General features: G+C 37.4%; 26 protein-coding genes and 1 other RNA gene. 13 read left to right on the top strand and 14 right to left on the bottom strand.

Annotation, left to right across the window (positions count from 1 at the left end):
* Window positions 1-34: 34 nt before the first annotated feature.
* The 10 genes from mreB to sufB all read left to right on the top strand — a co-directional run bounded on the left by mreB (window position 35) and on the right by sufB (window position 8,647).
* Complete coding sequence (gene mreB / locus FC81_RS10510) at window positions 35-1,030, top strand: rod shape-determining protein (protein ID WP_057746736.1); 996 nt, start codon at window positions 35-37, stop codon at window positions 1,028-1,030.
* A 48-nt stretch (window positions 1,031-1,078) separates the two neighbouring features.
* Window positions 1,079-1,327: a membrane protein insertion efficiency factor YidD gene (yidD, locus tag FC81_RS10505; protein WP_057746734.1), complete on the top strand. Its 249-nt coding sequence runs from the start codon at window positions 1,079-1,081 to the stop codon at window positions 1,325-1,327.
* A 22-nt stretch (window positions 1,328-1,349) separates the two neighbouring features.
* Entirely contained in the window at window positions 1,350-1,574 is a 225-nt protein-coding gene (locus tag FC81_RS10500) for a DUF2969 domain-containing protein (protein ID WP_057746729.1), read from the top strand.
* A gap of 88 nt (window positions 1,575-1,662) precedes the next feature.
* On the top strand, window positions 1,663-2,862 hold the full coding sequence (locus FC81_RS10495; RefSeq protein WP_057746726.1) for an FtsW/RodA/SpoVE family cell cycle protein: 1,200 nt from the start codon (window positions 1,663-1,665) through the stop codon (window positions 2,860-2,862).
* Between the two features lie 84 nt (window positions 2,863-2,946).
* Window positions 2,947-3,300, top strand: coding sequence for an arsenate reductase family protein (locus FC81_RS10490; protein ID WP_057746723.1), 354 nt, complete (start codon window positions 2,947-2,949; stop codon window positions 3,298-3,300).
* A 157-nt stretch (window positions 3,301-3,457) separates the two neighbouring features.
* A complete protein-coding gene (gene sufC, locus FC81_RS10485) occupies window positions 3,458-4,237 on the top strand; it encodes a Fe-S cluster assembly ATPase SufC (protein WP_057746720.1) in 780 nt (259 codons plus the stop codon).
* A 15-nt stretch (window positions 4,238-4,252) separates the two neighbouring features.
* On the top strand, window positions 4,253-5,545 hold the full coding sequence (sufD, locus tag FC81_RS10480; RefSeq protein WP_057746717.1) for a Fe-S cluster assembly protein SufD: 1,293 nt from the start codon (window positions 4,253-4,255) through the stop codon (window positions 5,543-5,545).
* Window positions 5,526-6,764 (top strand): cysteine desulfurase, encoded by a 1,239-nt coding sequence (locus tag FC81_RS10475; protein ID WP_057746714.1) that lies wholly within the window; start codon window positions 5,526-5,528, stop codon window positions 6,762-6,764. The genes sufD and FC81_RS10475 overlap by 20 nt, the downstream gene beginning before the upstream one ends.
* Complete coding sequence (sufU, locus tag FC81_RS10470) at window positions 6,751-7,224, top strand: Fe-S cluster assembly sulfur transfer protein SufU (protein WP_057746711.1); 474 nt, start codon at window positions 6,751-6,753, stop codon at window positions 7,222-7,224. Before FC81_RS10475 ends, sufU begins: the two co-directional genes overlap by 14 nt.
* Window positions 7,225-7,243: 19 nt before the next feature.
* The gene (gene sufB, locus FC81_RS10465) at window positions 7,244-8,647 is read left to right on the top strand and encodes a Fe-S cluster assembly protein SufB (RefSeq protein WP_057746708.1); all 1,404 of its coding nucleotides are present in this window, start codon (window positions 7,244-7,246) and stop codon (window positions 8,645-8,647) included.
* 107 nt (window positions 8,648-8,754) lie between these two features.
* On the opposite strand, the gene FC81_RS10460 is transcribed toward sufB, so the two are convergent.
* From FC81_RS10460 to FC81_RS10415, 8 genes are all read right to left on the bottom strand, one after another.
* Window positions 8,755-9,906, bottom strand: a complete 1,152-nt coding sequence (locus FC81_RS10460) for a tyrosine-type recombinase/integrase (RefSeq protein ID WP_057746706.1) — start codon at window positions 9,904-9,906, stop codon at window positions 8,755-8,757.
* 312 nt (window positions 9,907-10,218) lie between these two features.
* A complete protein-coding gene (locus tag FC81_RS10455) occupies window positions 10,219-10,584 on the bottom strand; it encodes a hypothetical protein (protein ID WP_057746704.1) in 366 nt (121 codons plus the stop codon).
* Window positions 10,585-10,595: 11 nt separating this feature from the next.
* Window positions 10,596-11,204 (bottom strand): hypothetical protein, encoded by a 609-nt coding sequence (locus FC81_RS10450; RefSeq protein WP_057746701.1) that lies wholly within the window; start codon window positions 11,202-11,204, stop codon window positions 10,596-10,598.
* Between the two features lie 113 nt (window positions 11,205-11,317).
* Window positions 11,318-11,692, bottom strand: coding sequence for a hypothetical protein (locus tag FC81_RS10445; protein WP_057746698.1), 375 nt, complete (start codon window positions 11,690-11,692; stop codon window positions 11,318-11,320).
* A gap of 887 nt (window positions 11,693-12,579) precedes the next feature.
* Window positions 12,580-13,200, bottom strand: a complete 621-nt coding sequence (locus FC81_RS10430) for a hypothetical protein (RefSeq protein WP_057746690.1) — start codon at window positions 13,198-13,200, stop codon at window positions 12,580-12,582.
* A gap of 102 nt (window positions 13,201-13,302) precedes the next feature.
* Window positions 13,303-13,662, bottom strand: coding sequence for a helix-turn-helix transcriptional regulator (locus FC81_RS10425; RefSeq protein ID WP_057746687.1), 360 nt, complete (start codon window positions 13,660-13,662; stop codon window positions 13,303-13,305).
* Window positions 13,663-14,544: 882 nt separating this feature from the next.
* Window positions 14,545-15,237, bottom strand: coding sequence for a DUF975 family protein (locus tag FC81_RS10420; protein ID WP_057746684.1), 693 nt, complete (start codon window positions 15,235-15,237; stop codon window positions 14,545-14,547).
* Between the two features lie 208 nt (window positions 15,238-15,445).
* Window positions 15,446-15,733: a hypothetical protein gene (locus FC81_RS10415; RefSeq protein ID WP_057746681.1), complete on the bottom strand. Its 288-nt coding sequence runs from the start codon at window positions 15,731-15,733 to the stop codon at window positions 15,446-15,448.
* A 197-nt stretch (window positions 15,734-15,930) separates the two neighbouring features.
* Here FC81_RS10415 and FC81_RS10410 point away from each other — a divergent pair, with 197 nt between their 5' ends.
* Window positions 15,931-16,770, top strand: a complete 840-nt coding sequence (locus tag FC81_RS10410) for an aminoglycoside phosphotransferase family protein (RefSeq protein ID WP_057746678.1) — start codon at window positions 15,931-15,933, stop codon at window positions 16,768-16,770.
* Window positions 16,771-16,950: 180 nt separating this feature from the next.
* Here the strand turns inward: FC81_RS10410 and FC81_RS10405 are convergent, their stop codons facing one another.
* The 3 genes from FC81_RS10405 to FC81_RS10395 are packed head-to-tail and all read right to left on the bottom strand — an operon-like array spanning window position 16,951 to window position 21,544.
* On the bottom strand, window positions 16,951-17,877 hold the full coding sequence (locus FC81_RS10405; RefSeq protein ID WP_057746675.1) for a Ppx/GppA family phosphatase: 927 nt from the start codon (window positions 17,875-17,877) through the stop codon (window positions 16,951-16,953).
* Between the two features lie 2 nt (window positions 17,878-17,879).
* Window positions 17,880-20,045 (bottom strand): RNA degradosome polyphosphate kinase, encoded by a 2,166-nt coding sequence (locus FC81_RS10400; protein WP_057746672.1) that lies wholly within the window; start codon window positions 20,043-20,045, stop codon window positions 17,880-17,882.
* Window positions 20,042-21,544 carry a hypothetical protein gene (locus tag FC81_RS10395; protein ID WP_057746847.1) on the bottom strand — a complete coding sequence of 501 codons (1,503 nt, stop codon included), beginning with the start codon at window positions 21,542-21,544 and terminating at the stop codon, window positions 20,042-20,044. Before FC81_RS10395 ends, FC81_RS10400 begins: the two co-directional genes overlap by 4 nt.
* Window positions 21,545-21,817: 273 nt before the next feature.
* On the opposite strand from FC81_RS10395, the gene FC81_RS10390 reads away from it, so the two are divergent.
* On the top strand, window positions 21,818-22,939 hold the full coding sequence (locus tag FC81_RS10390; protein ID WP_057746670.1) for a D-alanine--D-alanine ligase family protein: 1,122 nt from the start codon (window positions 21,818-21,820) through the stop codon (window positions 22,937-22,939).
* A gap of 188 nt (window positions 22,940-23,127) precedes the next feature.
* Window positions 23,128-23,685 (top strand): DNA-3-methyladenine glycosylase I, encoded by a 558-nt coding sequence (locus FC81_RS10385; protein WP_057746844.1) that lies wholly within the window; start codon window positions 23,128-23,130, stop codon window positions 23,683-23,685.
* A gap of 117 nt (window positions 23,686-23,802) precedes the next feature.
* Here the strand turns inward: FC81_RS10385 and FC81_RS10380 are convergent, their stop codons facing one another.
* The 3 genes from FC81_RS10380 to ssrS form a co-directional block, all read right to left on the bottom strand.
* Window positions 23,803-24,297 carry a universal stress protein gene (locus FC81_RS10380; RefSeq protein ID WP_057746666.1) on the bottom strand — a complete coding sequence of 165 codons (495 nt, stop codon included), beginning with the start codon at window positions 24,295-24,297 and terminating at the stop codon, window positions 23,803-23,805.
* A gap of 84 nt (window positions 24,298-24,381) precedes the next feature.
* Complete coding sequence (locus FC81_RS10375) at window positions 24,382-24,666, bottom strand: hypothetical protein (protein ID WP_057746664.1); 285 nt, start codon at window positions 24,664-24,666, stop codon at window positions 24,382-24,384.
* Between the two features lie 166 nt (window positions 24,667-24,832).
* A non-coding RNA gene (gene ssrS, locus FC81_RS10825) (6S RNA) lies at window positions 24,833-25,022 on the bottom strand.
* Window positions 25,023-25,052 lie beyond the last annotated feature (30 nt).

Below are 25,052 nucleotides of genomic sequence, written 5' to 3'. Positions count from 1 at the left end.
AACTATACATCCAATTTATTGAAGGAGAGTAATTATGGCTAAAGATATTGGTATCGATTTGGGAACTGCTAATGTTTTAATCAATGTGCAAGGTAAGGGCATTGTTTTAAATGAACCTTCAGTAGTTGCAATCGATACGCATACGGGACGCGTCTTGGCAGTGGGTTCGGAAGCGTACAAAATGGTTGGACGTACTCCAAGTAATATTCGTGCGATTCGCCCGCTTAAAGACGGTGTAATCGCTGATTTTGATATAACTGAGCAAATGCTTTCATACTTTATAAAAAAATTAAACGTTAAGGGCTTTATGTCTAAGCCTAATATTTTGATTTGTTGCCCAACCAACACGACTTCAATTGAGCGCAAAGCAATTCGCCAAGCTGCTGAAAAATCTGGTGGTGGGAATGTCTACTTGGAAGAAGAGCCAAAAGTAGCTGCGATCGGAGCAGGTCTTGATATTTTCCAACCGCATGGAAACATGGTAATTGATATTGGTGGTGGAACAAGTGATATCGCCGTAATTTCATTGGGCGACATCGTTGTTAGCCGTTCTTTGCGTGTTGCGGGTGACCGCTTAAGCAGTGATATTTCAGCTTATGTTAAAAAGAGACATTCGCTCCAGATTGGTGAACGGACAGCTGAGAAGGCTAAAATGGAAATCGGGACTGTTGTTGCGGGGCACCGTAAAAAAGAGATGGAGATTAGAGGGCGTGACATCGTTAATGGCTTACCACGGACAATTAAGTTATCCTCTGATGAGATTGAACAGGCATTGCGTGATACGATGCTGGGAGTAATTGCAGCTGCTAAAGAAGTTCTGGAACAGACACCACCAGAATTAGCTGCTGATATTATTGATCGCGGAGTAATTCTAACTGGTGGTGGTGCATTATTAGACGGGATTGATCAATTATTCTCCGATAACTTGAAAGTTCCAGTTATGGTTGCTTCCACACCTTTAGATGACGTCGCTTTAGGAACTGGTTTCTTATTAGACCATATTACTAAGAGTAAAAAGGCTAAGAAGTAAGCTGTTCGGGTCGAGTTTGTATCGAAAAGAAGGGCGGTAGGCAAGTAAATGAGAAGCTTACTGATAATGTTGGTTCGCGGCTATCAAAAGTTTATTTCCCCTTTGTTTCCTCCAAGCTGTCGTTATTATCCAACCTGCTCGCATTATATGCTGGAAGCTTTAAAAAAGCATGGTGCATTAAAGGGAACATTGATGGGACTCGCGCGGCTTTTACGCTGTCATCCCTTTGTTCGTGGAGGATATGATCCGGTTCCAGATCATTTTAGCTTAAAACGAAATCGAAAAGCTCCAAAGTAAAGTATTATTTAGGAGGAATACTGTGGCAAGAAGAGAAAAGAATATTGAGGTCTTTGAAGAAGAAAAGATGGTTAACGGTAATGTCGTCTTAGAATTGAAGACGGAACAAAATGAGATTGGCTCCGTTACACAGGATGGCAAGCGTTTTGTAGCATCTTTACCTAATGGTGAAACATTTAAGGCAAGTTCTCAAAAAGAAGCAGTCAATATTTTGATTCGCAACTACCATCTACATCGAGTTAATTAGGTATCTCTGCCGACTAGCTTAGTATCTTAGTCGGCATTTATTATCTTAAAAGTAAAAAGTGTATATTTGTTTAGAAGGAGGATCAGCTTTGGCAGAAAAACAACTGACAAGGGCGGATAATGATGATTCGCGTATTGATTACGGTATTATTTTTTCGGTACTGATTCTGGCTGTAATCGGAATGGCATCAATTTATGTTGCTGCCAAACATGATACTAGTACAACAAGTATTATGAAGGCAATAATTATGCAGGTCGTGTGGTACGTTCTTGGAACGACGGCAGTGGTTATCATTATGCAATTTGATGCTGAACAGTTATGGAAGTTGGCACCCGTTGTATATGGGGTAGGGATTGTACTCCTATTGCTGGTCTTAGTTTTTTATAGCCGAGCATATTTTAATAGTACGGGCGCAAAAAGCTGGTTTTCTATTGCGGGACTGACTTTTCAGCCGTCAGAGATTATGAAACCTGCGTATATTTTAATCTTAGGGCGAGTTGTGTCACAGCATAATAGTGAGTACCCTGTGCACACAACGAATTCTGATTGGCGTTTATTGGGTAAGATGATCGCTTGGACACTGCCAATTGCAGTTTTATTAAAACTCCAAAATGATTTTGGGACGATGCTTGTCTTTTTTGCCATTTTAGGTGGTGTTATTTTAGTTTCAGGAATCACATGGAAAATTATTGTACCTGTTGTTACCTTTGCTACTGTAGTTGGTGGAACAGCTATTTTCTTAGTTGTCTACGGACGAAATATTTTAATGAACTTTGGTTTCAAAGCTTATCAGTTTGATCGAGTTGAAGCTTGGTTAAATCCTTCAGCTAGTACTTCTGGCAGTAGTTACCAGTTGTGGCAGAGTATGAAGGCCATTGGTTCAGGCAGTTTGTTGGGAAAAGGGTTTGATGTTTCCAAGGTTTACGTGCCGGTACGTGAATCTGATATGATTTTTTCAGTTATTGGTGAAAACTTTGGCTTTATCGGTGGTTGTGTCTTGATTTTCATCTACCTGTTACTGATTTTTCAAATGATTCAAGTTACTTTTGATACTAAGAATGAGTTTTATGCGTATATATCGACGGGCGTTATTATGATGATCCTCTTCCATGTTTTTGAAAATATTGGAATGAGTATCGGTCTTTTACCATTAACAGGGATTCCCTTGCCTTTCATTAGTCAAGGTGGTTCAGCTCTGATCGGGAATATGATTGGAATAGGTTTAATTATGTCGATGCGCTTTCATAATAAGAGTTACATGTTTAGTAGTAGTAAGGAATTTCATTAAAGAACGGATTAAGATTAACTATGTTTATAGTTGGTCTTTTTTTGTATAATAAGGTAAAGAGTCAGTCGAAGGGAAGTTAGCAGTATGAAAATATTTTATTGTTATAACAGGTGCAGCACTTGTCGTAAGGCACAGAAATGGTTAGATGAAAACGCAGTAGAATATACAAAAATAGATCTTATCAAAGAGCCACCTGTAGCAAAGCAACTGGCTGAATGGATTAAGAACAGCGAACGTCCGCTTAAATACTTTTTTAATACTAGTGGTATAAAATACCGTGAGTTGCAACTTAAAAATAAAGTGCCAACAATGGATATTCAAGAGGCAAGTCGGCTTCTAGCAAGTGATGGTAAGTTGATTAAAAGACCATTGCTAGTTGAAGGGGATCATGTGACATGTGGTTTTAAAGAAAATGTTTATGAAGCTGAATGGAAATAGCTACTTGATAATTAGTTTTGATAAATAAAGGGACAGCAATAACCACTAAAAACGGTCTAAGTAAGTGGTTTATGTCAATTTGTGATAACTAGTATCAATTGAAAATGATTCGCAGCTGGGATAGAATGTTAGCATACATTAATTGGGGGAATCGTCAATGTCAAAACTTGAAGTTAAGGATTTGCATGTATCGATCGATGGTAAGAAGATTTTAAAGGGTGTCAATCTGACAATGAACACGGGTGAGATTCACGCTATTATGGGGCCAAATGGAACTGGGAAATCAACATTATCACAGGCTATTATGGGTCATCCTGCCTATAAAGTCACACAAGGTGAGGTTTTGTTGAATGGTGAAAATATTCTTGATCTGCCAGTTGATGAACGCGCACGTGCGGGCCTTTTCTTGGCGATGCAGTATCCAGCAGAGATTCCCGGGATAACTAACGCAGAGTTTATTCGGGGGGCTGTAAATGCTCGCTTGCCAGAAGATAAGTCGCTCTCAATTCGTAAGTTCTTAAAGAAACTGGATAAAACAATGCAAGTTTTAGATATGACTGAAGAAATGGCGGATCGCTATTTGAATGAAGGCTTTTCCGGCGGTGAGAAGAAAAGAAATGAAATTTTGCAGTTAATGATGATCGAACCTAAATTCGCTATTCTAGACGAGATCGATTCAGGCTTGGATATTGATGCGTTAAAGGTTGTTTCACGTGGAGTTAATCAGATGCGTGGTCCAGAGTTTGGATCATTGATTATTACACATTATCAGCGCTTGTTAAATTATATCGTTCCAGATGTTGTTCATGTTATGATGGGCGGAAAAATCGTTAAGCAAGGTGGACCTGAGCTGGCTAAACGGCTTGAGGATGAAGGATATACTGGCTTGCGGGATGAATTAGGCCTGGACATTAAATTAGTGGATGAAGAAGCGTAGGGGAGATGTGAGTATATGACGATTGATGTGAAGAAATATCCAGCAATTGCTGAATATGCCAAGGAAACGGCAGAGCCTGCTTGGTTTACAGAATTAAGGATCCAGTCGTTAGAAAAAGCAGCTGAGTTAGAGCTTCCATCTTTTGAAAAAATTAGGTACCAGCGTTGGCCGATCCAGTTGCAGCAACCTTTAGAGAAAAGGAATGTTCAAAAAGAATTATTGGAAGAAAATGATTTTGAACAGACTGAAAATATGGTTGTCCAAGTTGGGCAAGCAACCTTGGAATTGAAGCTAAGCCAAGAGATGCGAGATCAAGGCGTAATTATCTGTGACTGGCAGACAGCACTTCATGAACATGGTGAGCTGGTACAGAAGTACTTTATGCAGAAAGCAGTTAAGTTTGATGAAGATCGTTTAACAGCACAACATGTGGCATACATGACGAGTGGCTTGTTTATTTATATTCCTAAGAATGTTATTTTAAAAGACGTTTTTACTAGTTATTTTATTCAAGATGCTACGACGAAAGCTGATTATGTACACCATGTAATGCTTATAGTAGGCGAAAATAGTGAGTTTTCGTACCTTGAGAACCTAAAAACAATTGGGACAGAAGCGACAACTGCCAACATCATCGTTGAAGTAATTGCGCAGGAAAATAGCCATGTCAAGTTCGCTAGTGTTGATCGCTTAGGGGTGAAGACGACAACCTATCTTAACCGTAGGGGATACCTTGAAAAAGATGCACGGATCAATTGGTCAATGGGAATGATGAATGATGGCAAAATTGTTGGCGATTTTGATTCTGACTTGGTTGGGGATGGTGCTCATTCTGAGGTGAAGATCGTTGCTATCTCAACTGGGAAACAAGTCCAGGGAATTGACACCCGGGTTACTAATAGGGGGAAGCATACGATTGGGCACATTTTACAACACGGAGTTATCTTATCACGTTCAACGCTAACCTTTAATGGTATTGGACATATTATTAAAGGTGCTAAAGGAGCAGACGCGCAACAAGAGAGCCGTGTTCTAATGCTTTCAAATAAAGCTAAAGGTGATGCTAATCCTATTTTGTTAATTGATGATAATGATGTAACAGCTGGTCATGCCGCAAGTATTGGCCGGGTTAATCAGGAGCAGCTTTACTACTTGATGAGTCGCGGACTACCGAAGAAAATGGCAGAGAGATTAGTTATTATCGGTTTCTTGGGCCCGGTCCTGGCGACTATCCCATCAAAAGCGATCCGTGAGCAGCTGAAGCTGACAATTGAAAGGAAGCTGATCGATGGTCAAAAAGATGAATGATTATATAAAGGATTTTCCAATATTAAATCAAAAAGTTAATGACGAACGTTTAGTTTACCTGGATAATGCCGCAACGACTCAAAAGCCGCGGGCGGTTGTAGAAGCTGTTACAAATTACTATTATCATGATAATGCTAATGTTCACCGGGGGGTACATACTCTGGCAGAGCGGGCAACAGAGGCCTTTGAGAACGTTCGAACCAAAGTGGCACACTTTATTAATGCACCAAGCAAAGATGAGATTGTGTATACTAAAGGGACAACGGAGGGCTTGAATTGGGTAGCTGCTGGATATGGTCGCAACCATGTCAAAGTGGGTGATGAGATCGTTATTTCATACATGGAGCATCACAGCAATCTTGTTCCGTGGCAGCAGTTGGCGCAACAGACTGGCGCTAAACTTAAATATATTGCACTTCAAGCTGACGGACAGCTTGATATGGAAAGTGTACAACAGCAGATTACTGATAAGACCGCGATCGTCGCATTAACACACGTTTCCAATGTCCTAGGGGTTGTCAATCCAATTGCTAAAATTGCTCATATAACACATCAACATAATGCACTAATGATTGTTGATGGTGCACAGTCGACACCGCATATGAAGATTGATGTTCAAGCATTAGGAGCAGATTTCTTTGCCTTTTCAGGACATAAGTTACTTGCACCGACAGGAATCGGTATTTTGTGGGGCAAGAGCAGCTTATTGGCAGAAATGTCACCACTGGAATTTGGCGGTGAAATGATCGACTGGGTACAACTGCAAAAAACGACTTTTAAAGCAGCTCCTTGGAAATTCGAGGGTGGCACTCAGAATATTGCTGGTGTAGTTGGCTTAGGAGCAGCCATTGATTATTTAGAAAAAATTGGGATGGATAATATTCAAGCACATGAACAAGTTCTTATGCAAGCAATTCTTCCTGAGTTGAGTAAGATTAAGGGGTTAACAATTTACGGCCCGCAAGAGGCACAGGAACGCACGGGGATTATTGCGTTTAATCTGGATAATCTTCATCCGCATGATGTCGCGACAGCTCTTGATATGGAAGGAATTGCGACTCGTGCAGGGCATCATTGCGCACAGCCGCTAATGGCTTATTTAAAGGTTCCAGCAACTGTCAGAGCAAGCTTTTATTTGTATAATACGTTAGCAGATGGACAGCGTTTGGTTGAAGGAATCAAAGCTACGAAGGAGTTCTTTAAAAATGGCACTATCTAAGCTAGAAAACTTATATCGCCAAATGATTTTAGAGCATGCAGCTCATCCCCATCACCATGGTTCACTAAAAAAGACGTCGCAAAAAATTGAGTTACGAAACCCGACGTGCGGGGATGTTTTAACGTTAGAAGTTGAATTAAAAGATGGAAAGGTAGCTGATATTGCATTTGCAGGCTCCGGTTGTACAATTAGTCAAGCCTCGGCAAGTATGATGACCGATGAAGTTATTGGCAAGACGCCCGCACAAATCGCTAAAATGGTGGTTGCCTTTTCTGAAATGGTTACTGGTAAAGAAACAGATGAGACTGAAGAACTGCTGGGTGATGCGACGATTCTAGCTGGTGTTGCACAATTTCCGGCTCGGATCAAGTGTGCAACCTTAGCTTGGAAAGCTGTTTATCAAGCTGTTAAAGCAGATGATAGTAAAGCGACACTGGGTTTATTACATCATGATGTATAAGAAAGAGGAGGGTCTCTAAATGGCAGATGCAAATATGCTTGGCTTAGGCGGAGAATATAAATATGGGTTTAAAGATGATATCAAGCCTATTCTGACGACTGGTGAGGGTTTGAATGAAGATATCGTACGCCAGATTTCAAAGGCTAAGAACGAGCCCAAATGGATGTTGGATTTTCGTTTGAAATCATTTGAGCGTTATAAAAAGATGGCGCTGCCAGATTTTGGCCCAGATTTATCCGATATTAATTTGGACCGGATTAATTATTTTAGACGAGATAGCAATAGTGTGGCACGTAAATGGGAAGATGTTCCTGACGATATCAAAAATACCTTTGACCGTTTAGGGGTTCCTGAAGCAGAACGTAAGTATCTTGCTGGCTCATCCGCGCAATATGAGTCAGAAGTTGTTTATCACAATATTCGGGAGGATTTTGAGAAGTTAGGGATCATCTTTATGGATACTGATTCTGCTTTGCAAAAGTACCCTGAATTAGTACGCAAGTATTTCGGTAAGTTAGTACCACCTGCTGATAATAAGTTCGCAGCACTCAATTCTGCAGTTTGGTCAGGCGGGACATTTATTTATGTACCTAAGGGTGTTAAGACTGAGGTTCCCATCCAGAGTTACTTCCGGATCAATGCGGGGAACAGCGGTCAATTTGAACGGACTTTGATCATCGTTGATGAAGGCGCCAGCATTAATTATGTCGAAGGTTGTACAGCACCGAATTATTCAGAAGATAGTTTGCATGCAGCAGTTGTCGAAGTTAATGTTTTAAAGGATGCGTATTGCCGTTATACGACTATTCAAAACTGGTCAGATAATGTCTATAGTCTTGAGACCAAACGTGCACAAGCACTTGAAAATGCAACGATGGAATGGGTCGATGGCAACTTAGGGTCTAAGGTTACGATGAAATATCCGAGTGTTTATCTGAATGGGCGCGGTGCACATGGAACGATGCTGTCAATTGCTTTTGCAGGTAAGAATATTGATTCTGATACGGGAGCTAGAATGATTCATAATGCCAAGGAGACTTCAAGCTCGATCGTCTCTAAATCTTTGTGTAAGGATGGTGGCCGGGTCGACTACCGCGGTAAGGTTCGCTTTGGTCGCAACAGTGATGGTTCTTTTTCACATGTAGAGTGTGATACGATTATTTTAGATGATAAGAGTGCCAGTGATACGATCCCCTTCAATGAAATTAAAAACGGTAATGTTTCGATGGAACATGAAGCTAAAGTCTCTAAGATATCCGAAGAACAACTTTATTATTTAATGAGTCGGGGGATCACAGAAGAAAAAGCTACTGAAATGATCATTATGGGATTCGTAGAGCCCTTTACTAAGGAACTACCAATGGAATACGCAGTAGAACTTAATCGACTAATAGAATACCAGATGGAAGGTTCTGTTGGTTAAACAAGTATGACTAGCCGTAAACGTTGTTATATTAACGTTTGTGGCTTTTTATTTTTTTATTTTTGGAAAATTAACGACAAATTTAACGACAACATGCTGCTTTTGGCTTATTTGTCCATGAATTTTGCAAATTTTTCTGCTGTATCACGTTTGGCTCTTTGTGTTACATGGGTATAAATATCAAGCGTTGTTTTTGAGTTTGAATGTCCTAATCTGTCTTGTACTTCTTTGATAGATGCTCCTGCTTCAAAAAGTAAAGAAGCATGAGTATGTCTAAAGCCATGAACAGTGATCTTTTTTTGAGGATATTTTTTATAAATCCAATTAAGCCAGTCATTTACTCTATTTGGGATTAACAATTTATTTGTTTCCATCTGAGTAAACATAAATTGATCACTAGTCATTGAATTAATGCCACTTTTAAGAAGCCTTTCTCGCTGATCGAGTCTCCATGATTTCAATAAAGAAATCGTTTTGGCATCTAGTTCTATTTCTCGTTCAGAGGAGGCTGTTTTAGGGGTTTGGACTATAACCCTATGTGCTCTTGCATCAAAATACAGTGTTTTATATATTTTTACACTGTTATTTTTATAATCAATATCTTTCCATTGGAGGCTTAAAGCCTCGCTTTTTCGCAATCCCGTATATGCTAGTAGCCTAAAAAATGTAATATACCTTTTATCGCCAATGGTATCTAGACATTCAAAAAAATATTTTAATTCATCATGTGTATAGAAATTTTCTTTATTATCATTTTTGGATAGGGGACGTGGTACAACAGTTTTCTTCATGGGATTACTGTCAATAATTTCTAAATTAATAGCGTAGTTTAATATTTGAGCTGTTAAATTTTTAATATGTCGATACTGACGATATCTTTTGTGCCAATAGTTAACGGCTTTTTGACAAAAAGGTACGTTTATCTTTTCTATTTTAAGCTTTCCAAATTTAGGCTTTATATAACGCTTATATAGCCACCAGCAATCAGTAGCTGTCGATTGTTTAACTGTAGTTTGATATGATTCAAACCATAAGTCAAACAGCTCTTGGAATGTTTTTATAGTGTTGTTTTTTTTAGCTAACTTGCCACTTGAAAATTCTATTTGTAGCTGGCTGGCTTTATTTTTAGCTTCAGTTCTAGTAACGAACCCTTGTCGAGTGGTTTCGTATTTTTTCCCCGTTACCGGGTCATAACCTAAAAAAACGCGTAATTTATAACGTGTTTCTCCTTTTTTATTTTTATAACTAGTTATTTTCATAGTGTATAGCCTCCAATGTTTATAAAATATAAGAAAATACGTAATTCAGGTTGAAAAACCATATAATTCGTTTTTTAAAATCAATATTTGCGTATTCATATCTAAAAATGCGCACGTACGTTCGATTAAAGTACTAAATAAAAGCCCTCGAAAAGGCAATTATCTATATACCAAGTATCTGTTTCTTCTTAGCCTCAAAATCCTCTTTGGTGATGATATGTCCTCGTCTAGCAGCTTCTTGTATGCTTAGAGTAAATTTGATGCACTATGTATTCAAAAGCCAGCATCTAAATGCTAAGCTTTTTAGTAATTTTATTTTATCTGTGTTGTTGAAGCCGCGTTTTTAGAAGGGTGCTGAAGCATGATGAATACAGCTGCGACAATCAAAACTACGATTGCAGGGAAAGCCATTGCTGCAGTTAAACCGAATAATGCACTACCAATAATGCCCAAAACTGACCCAACAAGTGAAATACCATGTCTCTTTGACTGAACAAGTGCAATGATATTAACAACTACACCAATCCAAGCCATTGCGTAAAAGAATCCTGCACTACTTGTATGACTAGTGCTTACTGCTTCACTAATAACTACAAACCATGAAACGGTAAACAAAAGACAATTTATTATATCCAAAACCCCAGTAAGTGTATTCAAAAGTAAACGATTTTTCTTCATTTGTTTTTCCTCTAATCTTTAGCTAAGTTTATTTGCTCTAATCCTGTACTCAAAACTTGTCCTTTGGTTAAATCGGCAGTAACTTTGGTGACTTGACCCGAATTTTCATCGCTAGTAGTCCCCAGTATTTCATTAACATCACCATCATCGGTAGAGATGTTGCCACTACCACTTATAGCGGTTATTATATACCGCCCCGGCTTGATATCTTTGCCAACAACCCAATCCCCAGCATTTAATTGTGTTTTGTAAGTTCTTTTTCCAGCAGGGGAGAAGCTGGTACTCTCAATCCCTTCAAGTTGTACAGTGTCTCCTTTTTTCAAGGTAGTAGTGTAAGAATCTACTTGGCCACTATTTTCATCGGGTGTCTGCCCAAGTATTAAATTAAGACTACCTGTACTATTAGAAACATTCCCACTACCGTTAGTAGCTTTTATTATGTATCTACCTGGCTTTATATCTTTACTCTTACCAACTTTAAAGCTTCCAGCACCTAAAGCTGTTTGTTGGGCTTTTGCATAAACTGTGTTAGCACCATTAGTTGATTCTCCTAAAAAAGATATTCCTGAAATGGATAGAGCAACAACTGATACCAGTCCAAGCTTTGAAAATTTGTTCATTTTGATACCTCCCTAATAATTCAGCTTTTTAAGTCGTCAGTTTTTGGACTATACGAGTAATATTTGATACTTTGTTTCATTGCTAAATAAAATTCCTCGAAAGGGCAATTGTCTTAGTCGCTCAAATTATGTGCTTTAAAGTTTTTAAGTTTAGCTAAGTATATTGAACCACCAACAATTGAAACTATACCACCAATCCAACCTAAAAACGGGATTAAGGCGACTGCTCCACCAACAATTAGTAAAACACTTGGAGCTGTTCCAACACGAGCATCGCCTTTATAATAGACAGCCGCAATAATACCTAAAGCTAAGATTGCAATTTTTAAAATTTCGAGTATAATAGCCATTCCTGATGTTCCACTTGTAGTATTATTAGCAACATCACTAATTGCACCACCAATAACAAACCAGCCTCCGAAAAGTAAAACAATTCCTCCAACTAAACCAACAATTCCATTTGTTAATACAAGCTTTTGAGATTTCATAAAAAAAAGCTCCCCCTATAAAATTTCAGCTTTTTAAGTCATCAGAATTTGGACTTTATGATATCTTTATATATGATTACCACTAATAAAATATACCATTTTTCCTAACACTCTAAAACTCTACTCTCCTTATTTTGAAAATTAAAAAACTATTGCTTATTAATTTTATCAACACTTACTAAAATGACTTTGTCTCCCTTGTACTGAGAAATGATTCCCTCGTTTATCTGATTACTATTAACATTTCCCCAACCACTCAAAGAACCGTCAACAGTATCGTGTCCCCAATTTTTAATTTGGATGAACTTTTACCAATAACAAGGAACTCTTGTCCGCCATCTGCGGTAGGTGTAACCAAAAGGTGATACTCTTTGAAGCTATCTGCTCCTAAATCCCTTATGTAAAAATCCTTGAGTTCTATACCTGCACCCTTTGACATTAAATCAGAATCACTATATTGATTTGCATTTTTAATATCAATTTTCGCAGTTATATTTGCGTACTCATTACTTGAAGATTCTGATGAACTAGACACTGAATCGGAGTTACTAGATGAACTGTTAGAATTCGAATTCTGGGAAGGTGTTTTAGCGTTCGACTCGCTCTCGCTTTTAGTTTTTGATTCTTGAGCATATTCCGTAGAAACGGAAGAGCTAAACTTTTTTTCGGATTCACTTTCAGAAATAGATTTTGTTTTCTTTGAAGAATTATTTGCTTTGTTTGATGTAGATCTGTTACTACATGCGGATAATAAAAAAATAGAAGAAAGGGTGGCACAAATTACGCTTTTTTGTTCATTTTAATCTCCCTAGTATATAATCTCCAATAACCTATTTTTTCAAATTTTAAGTAAAAGCTGTTAATTCAAGTTGTACGAAACAGCTAGTTTAGTTTTGCGTGATTGAGCCATCTTTATGAACGGTTACACTCATTGCTGTTCCAGTCATTGATCCGTTATCTATAGAGCTTTTAGAAATAGCCTTTACAAAATAACCGTTTTCGTCGTTAAACAAGCAGCCCCATTGCCAATCGCCGTTATTATCACCAAATTTTGCTTCCACAGCTGCTACGGCCTCGGCAGTATTGTTGATTGCTGCGCCTGAGGCAGCAGGAGATGACGAACTGGAAGATTGACTTGAAACGGAAGAGACTTGAGTAGAGGCAGTTGCATTAGAACTACTTTGTTGAGTAGCAAGTGAAGAAGAATTAGCAGCCACACTTGTTGACGATGCAGATTGTGAAGACGCAACGGATGCAGCCGTAGATTGCGAAGATGCGGTACTCATGGACTTAGCTTTGGCTTCGCTTTCTAACTTAGCCTTACTTTCAGATACTTGTTTTTTCTTCAATGCAATACTAGATGCTTTTTTGCTTGAGTTTTCCTTTGCGATACTTTCTAATTTGGCTTTGGAAAAGTTGTTACCTTTACCTGTAGAACTATTATTTCCGCATGCAACAAGCAAAAGAGAGGAGCTTGCAATTAAACCCAATAAATATATTCTTTTCATTTTAATTCTCCTAAATGCAATCTTAGTTAGCAAAATGATTATACGGTATACCAAATTCCTCTATTGAAAACTTTTTTAATAATCCAGCATAGCAACACACCTTTATGTATTGTTCTTGTGATGTTTCCAAAAAATTTGAGTAAGTGCAATCTTTAGCTTTTCTTTGTCTTCCTCAGTAAGTTCTTCATTGGCATAAGTCATTCCTTTTTCAAGGTCTTCATCAAGAAAACTTTTTAAATCAATTTTATCTTGAGAATGCTTACCTTCAGAATTCTTGCCTAGTAAAAAATCAGTTGATACATTGAATAAATCAGATAAAACTTGTATAGCTTCTATATTGGGCTGTCTTGTTCCACGCTCCCAAGCACCAACAGTTTTGCTAGAAACATGAACTATTTTCCCAACATATTCTTGTGTATAATCTTTGCTAGTTCTTAATTCCTTTAATCTTTGTGAGAACATAGAGTAGTGTCCTTTCTAAAATATAACTTGATAATACTACTAAAAGTAGATTCATTTTAAAAAGACTACAATGAGTAGTTATAAAATATTTTAACGCTACTTTAAGTGGTTTTTTATGAGAAAGTAGTTTATAAAGTAGAAGGTTCTGTCGGTTAAATTAATTTTAGAACTGATAAGCACCGTTTGTTACAACAATGATGATTGGTTCTTTGTTAACTGAAATCATTGAATTAACCTCTAAAATAACTATGAAGTATTAACTATCAGTGGAATTTATATTTTTATGTTGAATTATTTTTAGAGCAGGTGTCAATCTAGATGATGTGAAACAGATTATCTAATACATATGGAAAGTAACGCTGCTTTTTGTGAGTACAAATTTAAATATATTAAAAGAACCATACCAAGGTATCAGCTGGTATGGTTCTTAACTTGGAGTTAGTCTATTGTAATAAATTACACATTGTATTATCATAATAGTGGGTAGCGTTTAATTAAAACGATTCGCAAACGTTGAGCTACCTGCTACTTCCTGGGGGTTTTATCTTGATATGAAGTCAAGATAAAATCCTTTTTTGAGATTGATTTTAAACAACAAAAGTAGTGTACAACTTTAACTGGTGGACGGTCAAGTATTAAATCTTTAACTTTCTCCAGTTAATAATTATTTATACATAAGTTATCAATAATAAATATGAGGTATTAATTAATATCAGCTTAGTTTGCTGGAACAAAAAAGGAGTCTAAGTTAAACGTTAAACTTGATCCAAGTTTTTACTGGTTTTGAGTTAAAGCTTAGATGTTATTAACTTATCTTACACCCTTTTAAATATAGAAATAATAACTATTTATACAATTTTAGTTTATAACAAGGCACAGCAGTTAAGCTTGTTTTGTTAAAGCAATGTAGTAATTAGCCATTGTCAGTTGATAGTAAGGCAGTGTCCAAACAGCAGTTATCCCGCTAGTAATAATGGTTAAAAACCAGTATCCGATGAAACTTAACTGTAAAACGAAGTATTCCCATTTATGATTATTCATTAGAATTCGACTTTGCGTGATAGCTTGGATATAACTAATCTTATGGCCTTGTTCAAGTTGATCACGGTAAATATAGATAGCCTGCGAATAAGCGATTGATTTGATAATTCCTGGGATGAAGAAGAGTAATGACCATAGAAAAATCCAGAAGGTTTGTAAAAGCGAGATGACAATCATTGCGGCAACGTATTCACGACGGTGGAATAGTTTGAGGCAATCAACGTAAGGGTTATCCAGTGCTTGCTTATGCCGCTGAATATCAATACATGCGAACATTATGCTAATAATTAAGACTGAAAAAATGAGTGAAAAAATAATATCAGTAAGCGACCAAACATTCCAGATAATTGAATAATTCATCTGTTCTGAGGAGAGATACTGTTCTAAGTTGAAGGCATTACGGCTAGCAACAGAGTTAATGAAGTAAACGACAAAAGTCAGTAAAAATAGTTTAAAAAAATAAATGTAATTTTGGTTCAAGGTCCGTTTAGCGTTATTTTTTAATGATATTCGATTAATAATGGGAGGGCACATCCTTTCGATATATAAAAGCGTAACAAGTATTATTTTGAATGTAAAGTAGTGTTAGGAAAAATTGATCAGTTTTTACAGAGTTAATTTAAAACCGTCAGCTTATTCCGCTGTTTTACGGAAGTCTGACGGCTAACATTAAATGATTTAGCTTGAGCTTGATAAGTTAGAATAGAAGTGATGGAAGGGAGACAGTCAAGGGGGAAACGAGTTATCTATCTTGAGGTTGACTAATCTTTTTTTGTTCATGCAAAAGTTGAATTATCTTGTCATTTTGTGCGATTAAGATCCAGTTTTGTTCTACGAGTGCACGAAGATAAGAAATCTTAGAATCATCACTGCGATCTTTAATTAAGAGTCGTTTATCATTGCGTAAAAGGTTTTTCTTGTCAAGTTCGCCTAAGATCGCTTCAACTTGTTCTGATGTTGCGTTTGTTACGTCATCGAGACCACGATCGACCAAAATTCCCTTAATCTTGTCATTATTAAAGATTCCCATTGGAACTTCCCTCCTTCAGTGAATGTTCTTAATTAAACTATAACATTGGTGATGTAAATATACCTCATTAAAGCTTAAAACGTAGACTAACAAAGGAAACATTAATGAGGCAAACAGTAGTTGAGCAACGGGGCTTCTTGCTATTTAGAATGTTCTTAAGTACAATTAAGTTAGTACATAGTAGGGGAGGAAGACATATGCTAGTCGAGTTCTTAAATGATTATTATCAGGCAAATTTAAAGAGTATTCATGATGTAGCTGGTAATCAACATTTAATTGGCTACAGTAAGGTTTTCAAAAGCCCATTGTTTGTCAAGATTTTTAAAGAGCGGGATATGTTTTACGCGGAACAGCACGTTAATCAAGTTTATTACCCAGAGATTTATCTGGACAGCGTTATTTTTGAAAATCGTTATGTTGTAACACTCAAAGACCGTGAAATGAAAGATATTTCAGCTCAGAAGCTTGGCCGGAAACGAGTCTACGCTTTTGGCCGGCTATTGGGTGATTTTCATCAGAAATTAACGGGTAAGGTAACTGTGCACCAGAGTGATAAACGGCTCTCGGAACAAATTCAGTATCAGGTTGCTCAGCTACAGGATACAAAGTATCAAATGCTAGTCAACGATGTTCACCAAACCTTAGGAATAGACTTCGAACAAGCCGATATGGAGTATGCTCAGCTTCCTAAAGTTGTTTTGCATGGTGATTTCAGCATTCGTAATATTATGCATTATAAGGGACGCGACATTCTAATTGATTTTGAACGTTCACATATAGGAACACCTTATCAAGACTTTATTAAGTTCTTCTATAACGAAGTTAAGGAACCAGCACTACGTAATAGTTTCTTGCAGGGATATGAGACGATGCATCCTTTTGAGATTCCTAGTAAGAAAGTGCAACGCTGTTTGTTATTTCTGTGTGCATTAGACATCTGTGAATATAATGTTACACATCCCGAACGTAAGTATGGTAAGATGCCAAACGAGATGCTGGTAACGATTAAGGCAGACGATGCCGTCTTGGCACTTTGACAAAATAATATTAGCAGATAATACATTAGTTAAAGTAGTCTAATAGACATAAGTTACGGGTAAGCAGTTATCTTCAAGTCTTATCTGAAACAAGTAAACAGAGGATCAGTCCAAAAATAATTTAGGACTGATCCTCTATTAGGTTCGCTAACTTATTAGTTTAACTATAAAAAAGTAAGATTAGCATTTTGAATCGAGATAATCAAGCAGGGCACCTTCACGCAGACCATTATTCGAAAATAGAATATCTGTAATATGGAGTGTTCGTAAAATCAATGAAATTGGAATTAAACCGCCGACAATAACATCAGCACGTGCTTTGGCGAGACCAGGGATCTTTTCTCGTTTAGCTTGGTTTAAATCGACTAAGTTGGCAAAAATATCAAAAGCTGCATCACTAGTGAGTTTGTAACCATGAATACTGGTCAATTTATTTTGGTGCTGCTCACGACGTGCAATCTTAGCTAAAGTCCGGTTACTGCCACCGAGTACGACTAATTGTGCTTTATGAGCATTAAAGAGCCAGTTGATATCGGTGATTTTTTTCTCAACAAAAGTCATGGCTTTGAAGAGCTTGGATGCAGTGATATCATCATCTAAAGCAAATTCCTGTGAGAGTGTAACTGAGCCGAAAGGGAGACTGATAAGATCACTAATCTTGTTCTTTTCAACTAGGACCAGTTCTGTGCTGGCACCACCAGTATCCATGATAATACATTTATCTTTAATTGGAAGTGTCCGCGTAACAGCTAAAAAATCAAGGTAAGCTTCACGTTTACCTGAGATAACATTAAAATCGATGCCGATTTGTTTCTTTACTAACTTAAGAAAAGCTGTTTGATTTGCGGCTTGCCTTACAGCGGCTGTTGCTAAAGCCGTTATATGCACATTCTTAAGTTTGGTGTAAGTCTCTTTAAAAATAGCTAGGGCTTTAAGTGTCCGTTCAATCGGTTCTTTTTGCAGTATCTTTTCTGGGCCCATATTTTCTGATAAACGCACCATTTCTTTCAGTTGATGGGTAACACTAACATCATTATTATCGTCTATTTCAGAGATCGTCATCCGAAGTGAGTTTGAACCAAGGTCAATTACAACGAAGTTTTCCATGTTTATTCTCCCTCCCCATCATTAGATAAGTGAACCATACTTTCATGGCGCGTCATTGGTTGAAAAGTAGTATTTTCTTTTTTGATAGCACGTTTTTGTTTCAGTAGCAGTTTATTTTTTTTCTGTGCTTCTTGAACAAAGTGTTCTTGGATATTTAAAGGAGCCAGACCACGGCGATCGATTTTGGTAAAGCTTTCACCATGTAAGACCCGGGTTTTGATGTTGTCTTGCCACATAGTCGCAAAGATTGCAATAACTTTTTGGCGTAAGTCATCCTGTAAAACGGGGAATAAAAGTTCAACTCGGCGATTAAGATTGCGGGTCATCATATCTGCACTTGAAAGATAAACGTCTTCATTACCACTATTATAAAAGTAATAGATGCGACTGTGTTCTAAAAAGCGACCGATAATTGAATGAACTTGGATATTTTCACTAACGCCGGGAATCATAGTTTTTAAACAACAGATCCCCCGGATAATCAAATTAATTTTAACTCCAGCAGCTGAAGCCTCGTAGAGTTTCTCAATAATTTTCTGGTCTGAAAGAGAGTTCATCTTCATCTTGATTGCTGCGGGTTGACCGTTTTGAGCAGCAGTGATCTCAGCGTCAATTTTCTTATTAATAAATGAACGAATTTTTTTAGGCGAAAGATGTAATTTATGGAAATAAGGCGGCTTAGCATAGCCTGATAACATATTGAAGATATTAGAAGCATCGATCCCCATGTCAGGATTAGCAGTCAAAATACCCATATCAGTATAAAAATTAGCAGTAACATCGTTATAATTACCAGTTCCTAAATGCATATACCGTCTAATCCCATCTTCGTCACGGCGGATAACAAGGGTGAGCTTGCAGTGGGTCTTCAAACCAACTAACCCGTAAATAACGTGGCAGCCCATTTTTTCAAGCTGTTTAGCCCACCGGACGTTATTCTCCTCATCAAAGCGAGCCTTAACTTCGACAAGAGCAGTTACTTGCTTTCCGTGCTGGGCAGCCAGTCCGAGATACTTAATAATTGGTGAGTTACCCGAAACACGGTACAAGGTCATTTTGATCGCCAACGTGTTGGGATCCAACGCTGCTTGAGCGATAAACTGAACGACCGAACTGAAGGAATCATATGGATGCTGCATGAGATAATCTTGTTGTCGGATAGCGGAAAAAATATTCTTGCCCGGAGCTAATTGAGGCGCAACATAAGCAGTATACGTTGGATAGCGTAACTCTGGGTGTCCAGTGACTAAGCCGGGTAGTTTTTTCAAAAAGGAGAGGTCGATCGGACCATTGATCCGATAAACGGCTTTTTTATCAACTTCAAGTGTTTTTATCAAACGCTCACTGAGATGATGTCCCATCTTATTTTCAATTTCAAGCCGCATAATTCCGCCGTGTTCTCTTTTCTTAAGTTGCTTTTGAACTTCACGCAGTAAGTCAGAGGTGTCTTCTTCAGCAACATCGAGATCCATATCGCGAATAACTCGATAAGCAGCTGCTTCACTGATCTTATAACCTGAAAATAGATTTTCAATGAATTCCTTAATAATATCTTCAATTAAGATAAAAGTGTTTTCGCTATTAGGCATCTTGATGAGCCGCCCAAAGACTTCAGGGATACGAACTGTTGCGAACCGTTTATTAGTATGATTAGCTGTTTCACGAATCCGGATCGCTAGATTTAGTGAATTATTGCTAATGAAGGGGAACGGTCGGGATGAATCATCCGCTAAGGGTGTAAGAACAGGATACAGTTCGTCATTAAAGTAACGTTTAATAAACTTATATTGGTCTGCAGTTGTTTCTTGGGGAGTGATAATTTTAATAGCATTTTTAGCAAGTTGCGGTAAAAGTGAGCGGTTATAAGTTGTGTAGCGCTTAGCAACCATTTTCTGTTCTTGTTCATTAATTGCATCAATTTGCTGTTTAGGTGTCATTCCGGATGCATCTGTTGACTGGATATTAACCGAGTACATTTTATTTAACGATGCGACCCGAACCATGAAGAATTCGTCCACGTTACTTTGGGTAATGCCGAGAAAATTAATGCGTTCTAAAAGTGGATTGTCAATATCGCGTGCTTCTTCTAAGACTCGACCGTTAAAATCAAGCCAGCTTAATTCGCGGTTTTTAAAATATTTATGTTTACTAAAGCCTGTCTTTGTCATTTTTGCTGTCTCCTTTGCTTTAAAATAGGATTGATTCCGAAAACTTCTTTAAATAGAGAAGATTTATTGTTAAACGACCATGTTTCCAAAGCTATGTTTTGGTTAGAATAAGCATAGATAAACATTGTCGAATTCTGAAGGGAGACAGAAATTTTCTGAATCTTTTGTTCACGTGCATCATCTAAAGCGTCTGCCAAACGTAAAATAGCGGCTAACTTGGCGACTTTCATCTGAACAGTGGGTTCAAGTTTTTGAAAGTGTGGTTGATTGGTTTCTGGAGATTCACTACTATGGTAGCGGGAAACTTCAGCAATGATTTGGTTTTCGTCATTTGAAAGCCCAATTATTCTAGTTGCTTCAAGAATATAGGCTGAGTGGCGGTAATGTTTTTGCTGGTTAATATAATTACCTATATCAGCAACGGTACAGGCGATTTTAAGCAGCAGACGTTCACGTTTGCCTAGATGATGAATCCGCTTGAGCTGATCAAAAAGATGTAGAGCTAATTTGGAAACATTCTTCCTGTGGGCCCGGCTAGTTAAGTAGCGAGTCGCCAAGTTTTCAGCAGAAGTCAGAATTATCCCGTCTAAATCAGGTTTTAGCAGCCCAAGTTTAGCTGCTTGCTCAATAGCAAGACCGTCGGCAACTGCAATATTAGTAATAATAATCTTCTTAGCATTCAACATTGTAATAATCTTATCAATAAGGATAAAGTAAGGAATAATACTGCTAACATCGTTTTCATCAAGGTCAAAATAATTCATTAAGTATTGATCAGAAGATTTGATAACTGTTGCATATAATTCCTGAAAAGCAGTAATATTCATCGTATAGGAAGTTTGATCAGCGGGGATAAATTTACGTGCCAAAACAGAAGCATCCTGCAAGACAAGATTGGAACTGCGTTTGTTATCAGTAAAAATATGGTTTAGATGTTCCAGCTTGCTGCCGATATAATCCTCTACTACTTCAACTGAGTCACTGGCGCTTAGTTTCATAGCCTCTGTGATCTCACCTATATGGGCAGAGCCGAGATCAATATTCCAGGTTGAAATAAACTTCTGCTTGTCAAATTGGGACAAAGATGCACGTTCAATTCCTAGACTCAGTAAATAAGTTGAAGTTAAACTGAGTTTTTCAAAATTATCAAGGTGAACTGTAACCGCAGTTGCTTTGTAGTAGGTCAGTTGACTCGTACTAAGCCATTTTATACGTAAGCCGGTACGGATATAGATCTGTTCGCCCAGATAACGTGCTCGAATAGTATCAAGATGCTGTTGATTGCCCCAGAGCTTGACATTTTTAACACCGTAATCTTTTGCTAGTTGCAGATAACCGTTAATTGCCTGAGCTATCTCGCCAATATTTTGTTCATACTGGTAATTTTTATTTGAGAAATCATTTGAAAAGACATCCTCAACTTTTATTAACTTTTTTAAATCAATAATTGAAAGTTGAATTCGCCTTGGTGTCATGTAGATGATACCGCAAAGCTTCATTGGCACAATAATCACCCCACTCTTTCTTCTTTACTTAATTTTAACAACCATTTTAGAGTTTATAAAGAGAAGATTATCTAAAAGAGCATTCTTTTTTTAGGGGTCAAATAGCAGGTAATTAATGTTTTCTAACTGACAAGATTTAACTGACGTGTTATGATTCTAAATGGTATTAAAGAAATAAAAACAGTTATACTGTACATTAAGTTAAAAGTTATCGTATAATATGAAAAACCGTATAATAAGATTATGGAATAGGAATGAGATATATTTATGGATAAAAAGAAATTGCACGTTGCACTGTTTTTTGGAGGAAATTCATCGGAGCATGATGTTTCAAAACGTTCAGCACATAATATCTATGATGCAATGGACAAAGACAAGTATGATGTTTCAGTTTTTATGTTTACTAAAGGTGGATATCTGTTAGGAAACAAGGATTCAATGCGTATCTTTAATGGTGAAGATGAGGATAAAGTCGTTGCAGAAATTGTACCTAAAGTTGATTTTTCTAATCCGTTAGCCAATATTCAAAATATTTCTGAAGTAAAAAATATCGATGTCTTTTATCCTGTAATCCATGGAAATATGGGTGAAGACGGAACTATTCAGGGGCTGTTTCGTTTACTGGATAAACCGTGGATCGGTAGTGGGATAGCATCATCGGCTGTTTCGTTTGATAAAGACCTAACTAAACAGTTGTTGACTCTTAACGGTGTCCGCAACACCAAATATTTAGTGGTAACGCCTGAGAACCAAGAAGAATATTCATATGAAAAGTGTAGTGCCGAATTAGGTAAGACACTCTTTGTTAAACCAGCACGCCAAGGCTCATCTGTTGGTATTTTTAAGGTTTCTAATAAGGCTGAGTTTGATCGTGCAGTTCGGGATGGTTTCCATTATGATTTCAAACTTTTGATCGAAGAGTCAATTGAACACCCACGTGAAGTCGAATGTTCTGTTTTAGGTAACCGTGAGAGTAAGGCATCAAAATTAGGTGCAATCAGAATTCCTGAAACAGATACGTTTTATGATTATAACAATAAGTTTGTTGATGCTTCGGGTGTTGCTTTTGAGTTACCAGTCGATCTGCCTGAAAAGTTAGCTGCTGAAATTACACAAATGTCATTAGATGCTTTTCGTGTTCTAGGTAATCGTGGATTAGCGCGGATGGATTTCTTGGTTGATCAAAATGATGTACCGTACTTTGGGGAAGCCAATACTTTACCTGGCTTCACAAACATTTCATTATATCCGCAATTATGGCAGGTTTCAGGGATCAATTACAGTGATTTGATTGATCAATTGATTCAGTTGGCGATTGCTGAATTTAATGATAATGCCAAGTTGCATTATGATTTTGTTGAGCTCGGTGAAGAAAAACTGTCAAAATAATTTAAAAGAGTAACCATCCAGCTTATTGTCAGCTTTTAGAGTGTTGGCTAAAAAGTGATGGTAAATAAAGTAAAGGCCAGGTCAAGAAATACTTGACCTGGCCTTTTTTGTGACTTAGCTGTAAGAAGAGTAATTTGCGTATTAAGAAATAGTTGTGAATGCAAATTATGCTAAAAGGGAGTGTTGAAATGGTACAGAGATGTGCTTGGGCGAATACAGGTGGACAACTGCTGCGTGATTATCATGATCATGAATGGGGGAAAAAGGTTAAGGATGAACGATTAATTTTCGAACTATTAAGTCTTGAAATTATGCAAGCTGGCTTAAACTGGGAATTAGTTCTTAAAAAACGTGAGGCTTTCAAGGTAGCTTTTGATAATTTTGAAATTACAAAAGTAGCTGCATATGACGCAGCTAAGGTCGAAGAGTTATGTCAAAATCCGGCTATTATTCGAAATAAACGTAAAATAAGAGCTATCATTACTAATGCGCAAGCTATAACTACTTTACATTTGGCAGGAACGACCTTAAACAAACTACTCTGGCAGTTAGCTGATAATAGAACTGTCATCAATAATTGGGAACATGCTGAACAAGTTCCAGCAAAAACACTTTTTTCTAAAAGAGTCGCGTTGGAACTTCAACAAAAGGGGTTTAAATTTGTGGGGCCAACAATCGTCTATTCTTTTTTACAAGCGGTAGGGATCATTAATGATCACCTTTCTTACTGTTCATTTAAGTATTAGGCAAAGTGGTCACAAACAATCAACTGGAAATTGTTGATAAGAAATAAACAAAAGGGCTGAGTCGAAAATCATTTTTCGCTTAGCCCTCTTGTAATTAATTTATTTAATTTATAATAATTACTTATTTTTGCGTTCTTTGTCTTTTCTAAGAACAGGTTTGTTTTCCAAGTCAGTTCTAACAACCAAAACATCACACGTAGCTGTTCGTGTTACATATTCGGTTACGGAACCAATCAGCAAGCGTTCAACAGCATTTAATCCAGTAGCACCGATCATAATCAGATCGACATCTTCTTCTTCTGGAATCTCTTTAGCAATGATTACTTTGGGTGCTCCGTACTCAATTGAGTAGTCAGTATTTTCTAGACCGGCTTCTTTAGCCTCTTTAACATAGCCCTCAATTGTTTGGCGTGCAGTATCGGTAATTTGTTCAACCATCGCAGTATCAAAACTGGAAATATTTTGAAAAGCACGCGTATCAACTACGTGAACTAAATGCAGTTTTGTTTGCGGTCCATTTCTTTTTGCAACTTGAACAGCTTTTTTAAAAGCTAATTCAGCTTCCTTTGATCCATCGACAGGTACAAGAATGTTTTTGTATTGTTGTAACATTGAAATCACCCTTTCTATTTACCACACCTTTATTTTACGTTATTTTTGCTTAAAAAAAAAGTGAAAACAATTACATAATGTTACTTATTGAAGAAAGATCAGCATCATAACTGGAAGAGTAGCAATTACGATAACATCGAAGATCAAGGCGACTGCTAAGGCCCAAGTTGCGAGGAAAAGGGCAGCTACAAGCGTAATAAGTGCTAAAAGGATAAGGATCAAACCATATATTTTTACGATCCCGGCTAAAATATGGTTGTTTTCGGGATGGAACATTAAAAAAGGCTTATGCTGGTGTGTGTAGAGATAATAACCTAGGAAAAAAATGATTGCTGCTAAAAATAGTGTTAAGACTTTAATAATTGCCATATGTAAAACCCCTTATTATGAAATTAATCTGTTGCGGCAGTATTTAACGATAAATAGGGCACCCAGTCAGTGGTGGGACTGCTATCTTTACTGATGCACTAGAAAACTAAAAGACTGCAACAAAACAAATGTTTTGCCGCAGCCTCCTCACAAAGTAAAACTACTTTGAAAATCCGCCTGATGCCGTTAATCATCTCTGTAGTTGAACCCGCTCTCAAGCAGGTGGTCCTCGGTCAACCAGTTTTTAACTTCCACTTGGTACCGTGGCATGTTAGCTGCTGGCCATTCCAAAAACCGTAATTATAGGTGTTCGGTCAACCTTACATTATGAGATAACGCGTACACCTCAGATTCAACTTTATTCTAGCATAGAGGTTAGTGATTAT

Source organism: Liquorilactobacillus capillatus DSM 19910 (genome assembly GCF_001434915.1).
GTDB lineage: Bacteria > Bacillota > Bacilli > Lactobacillales > Lactobacillaceae > Liquorilactobacillus > Liquorilactobacillus capillatus.
Note: the sequence above shows the minus strand (reverse complement) of the source record. Positions and strands in the feature narration are given on the sequence as shown.

Bases quoted from the DNA above. Each gene is read 5' to 3' on its own strand.
- FC81_RS10490 (WP_057746723.1), top strand. From the start codon at position 2,947: ATGAAAATATTTTATTGTTATAACAGGTGCAGCACTTGTCGTAAGGCA.
- FC81_RS10425 (WP_057746687.1), bottom strand. From the start codon at position 13,662: ATGTTCTCACAAAGATTAAAGGAATTAAGAACTAGCAAAGATTATACA.
- FC81_RS10410 (WP_057746678.1), top strand. From the start codon at position 15,931: ATGCTAGTCGAGTTCTTAAATGATTATTATCAGGCAAATTTAAAGAGT.
- FC81_RS10460 (WP_057746706.1), bottom strand. From the start codon at position 9,906: ATGAAAATAACTAGTTATAAAAATAAAAAAGGAGAAACACGTTATAAA.
- sufB (WP_057746708.1), top strand. From the start codon at position 7,244: ATGGCAGATGCAAATATGCTTGGCTTAGGCGGAGAATATAAATATGGG.
- FC81_RS10455 (WP_057746704.1), bottom strand. From the start codon at position 10,584: ATGAAGAAAAATCGTTTACTTTTGAATACACTTACTGGGGTTTTGGAT.
- sufU (WP_057746711.1), top strand. From the start codon at position 6,751: ATGGCACTATCTAAGCTAGAAAACTTATATCGCCAAATGATTTTAGAG.
- mreB (WP_057746736.1), top strand. From the start codon at position 35: ATGGCTAAAGATATTGGTATCGATTTGGGAACTGCTAATGTTTTAATC.
- FC81_RS10380 (WP_057746666.1), bottom strand. From the start codon at position 24,297: ATGTTACAACAATACAAAAACATTCTTGTACCTGTCGATGGATCAAAG.
- FC81_RS10395 (WP_057746847.1), bottom strand. From the start codon at position 21,544: ATGAAGCTTTGCGGTATCATCTACATGACACCAAGGCGAATTCAACTT.
- sufC (WP_057746720.1), top strand. From the start codon at position 3,458: ATGTCAAAACTTGAAGTTAAGGATTTGCATGTATCGATCGATGGTAAG.
- FC81_RS10430 (WP_057746690.1), bottom strand. From the start codon at position 13,200: ATGAAAAGAATATATTTATTGGGTTTAATTGCAAGCTCCTCTCTTTTG.
- FC81_RS10445 (WP_057746698.1), bottom strand. From the start codon at position 11,692: ATGAAATCTCAAAAGCTTGTATTAACAAATGGAATTGTTGGTTTAGTT.
- FC81_RS10400 (WP_057746672.1), bottom strand. From the start codon at position 20,045: ATGACAAAGACAGGCTTTAGTAAACATAAATATTTTAAAAACCGCGAA.
- FC81_RS10415 (WP_057746681.1), bottom strand. From the start codon at position 15,733: ATGGGAATCTTTAATAATGACAAGATTAAGGGAATTTTGGTCGATCGT.
- FC81_RS10450 (WP_057746701.1), bottom strand. From the start codon at position 11,204: ATGAACAAATTTTCAAAGCTTGGACTGGTATCAGTTGTTGCTCTATCC.
- sufD (WP_057746717.1), top strand. From the start codon at position 4,253: ATGACGATTGATGTGAAGAAATATCCAGCAATTGCTGAATATGCCAAG.
- FC81_RS10420 (WP_057746684.1), bottom strand. From the start codon at position 15,237: ATGTGCCCTCCCATTATTAATCGAATATCATTAAAAAATAACGCTAAA.
- FC81_RS10385 (WP_057746844.1), top strand. From the start codon at position 23,128: ATGGTACAGAGATGTGCTTGGGCGAATACAGGTGGACAACTGCTGCGT.
- FC81_RS10405 (WP_057746675.1), bottom strand. From the start codon at position 17,877: ATGGAAAACTTCGTTGTAATTGACCTTGGTTCAAACTCACTTCGGATG.
- yidD (WP_057746734.1), top strand. From the start codon at position 1,079: ATGAGAAGCTTACTGATAATGTTGGTTCGCGGCTATCAAAAGTTTATT.
- FC81_RS10390 (WP_057746670.1), top strand. From the start codon at position 21,818: ATGGATAAAAAGAAATTGCACGTTGCACTGTTTTTTGGAGGAAATTCA.
- FC81_RS10375 (WP_057746664.1), bottom strand. From the start codon at position 24,666: ATGGCAATTATTAAAGTCTTAACACTATTTTTAGCAGCAATCATTTTT.
- FC81_RS10475 (WP_057746714.1), top strand. From the start codon at position 5,526: ATGGTCAAAAAGATGAATGATTATATAAAGGATTTTCCAATATTAAAT.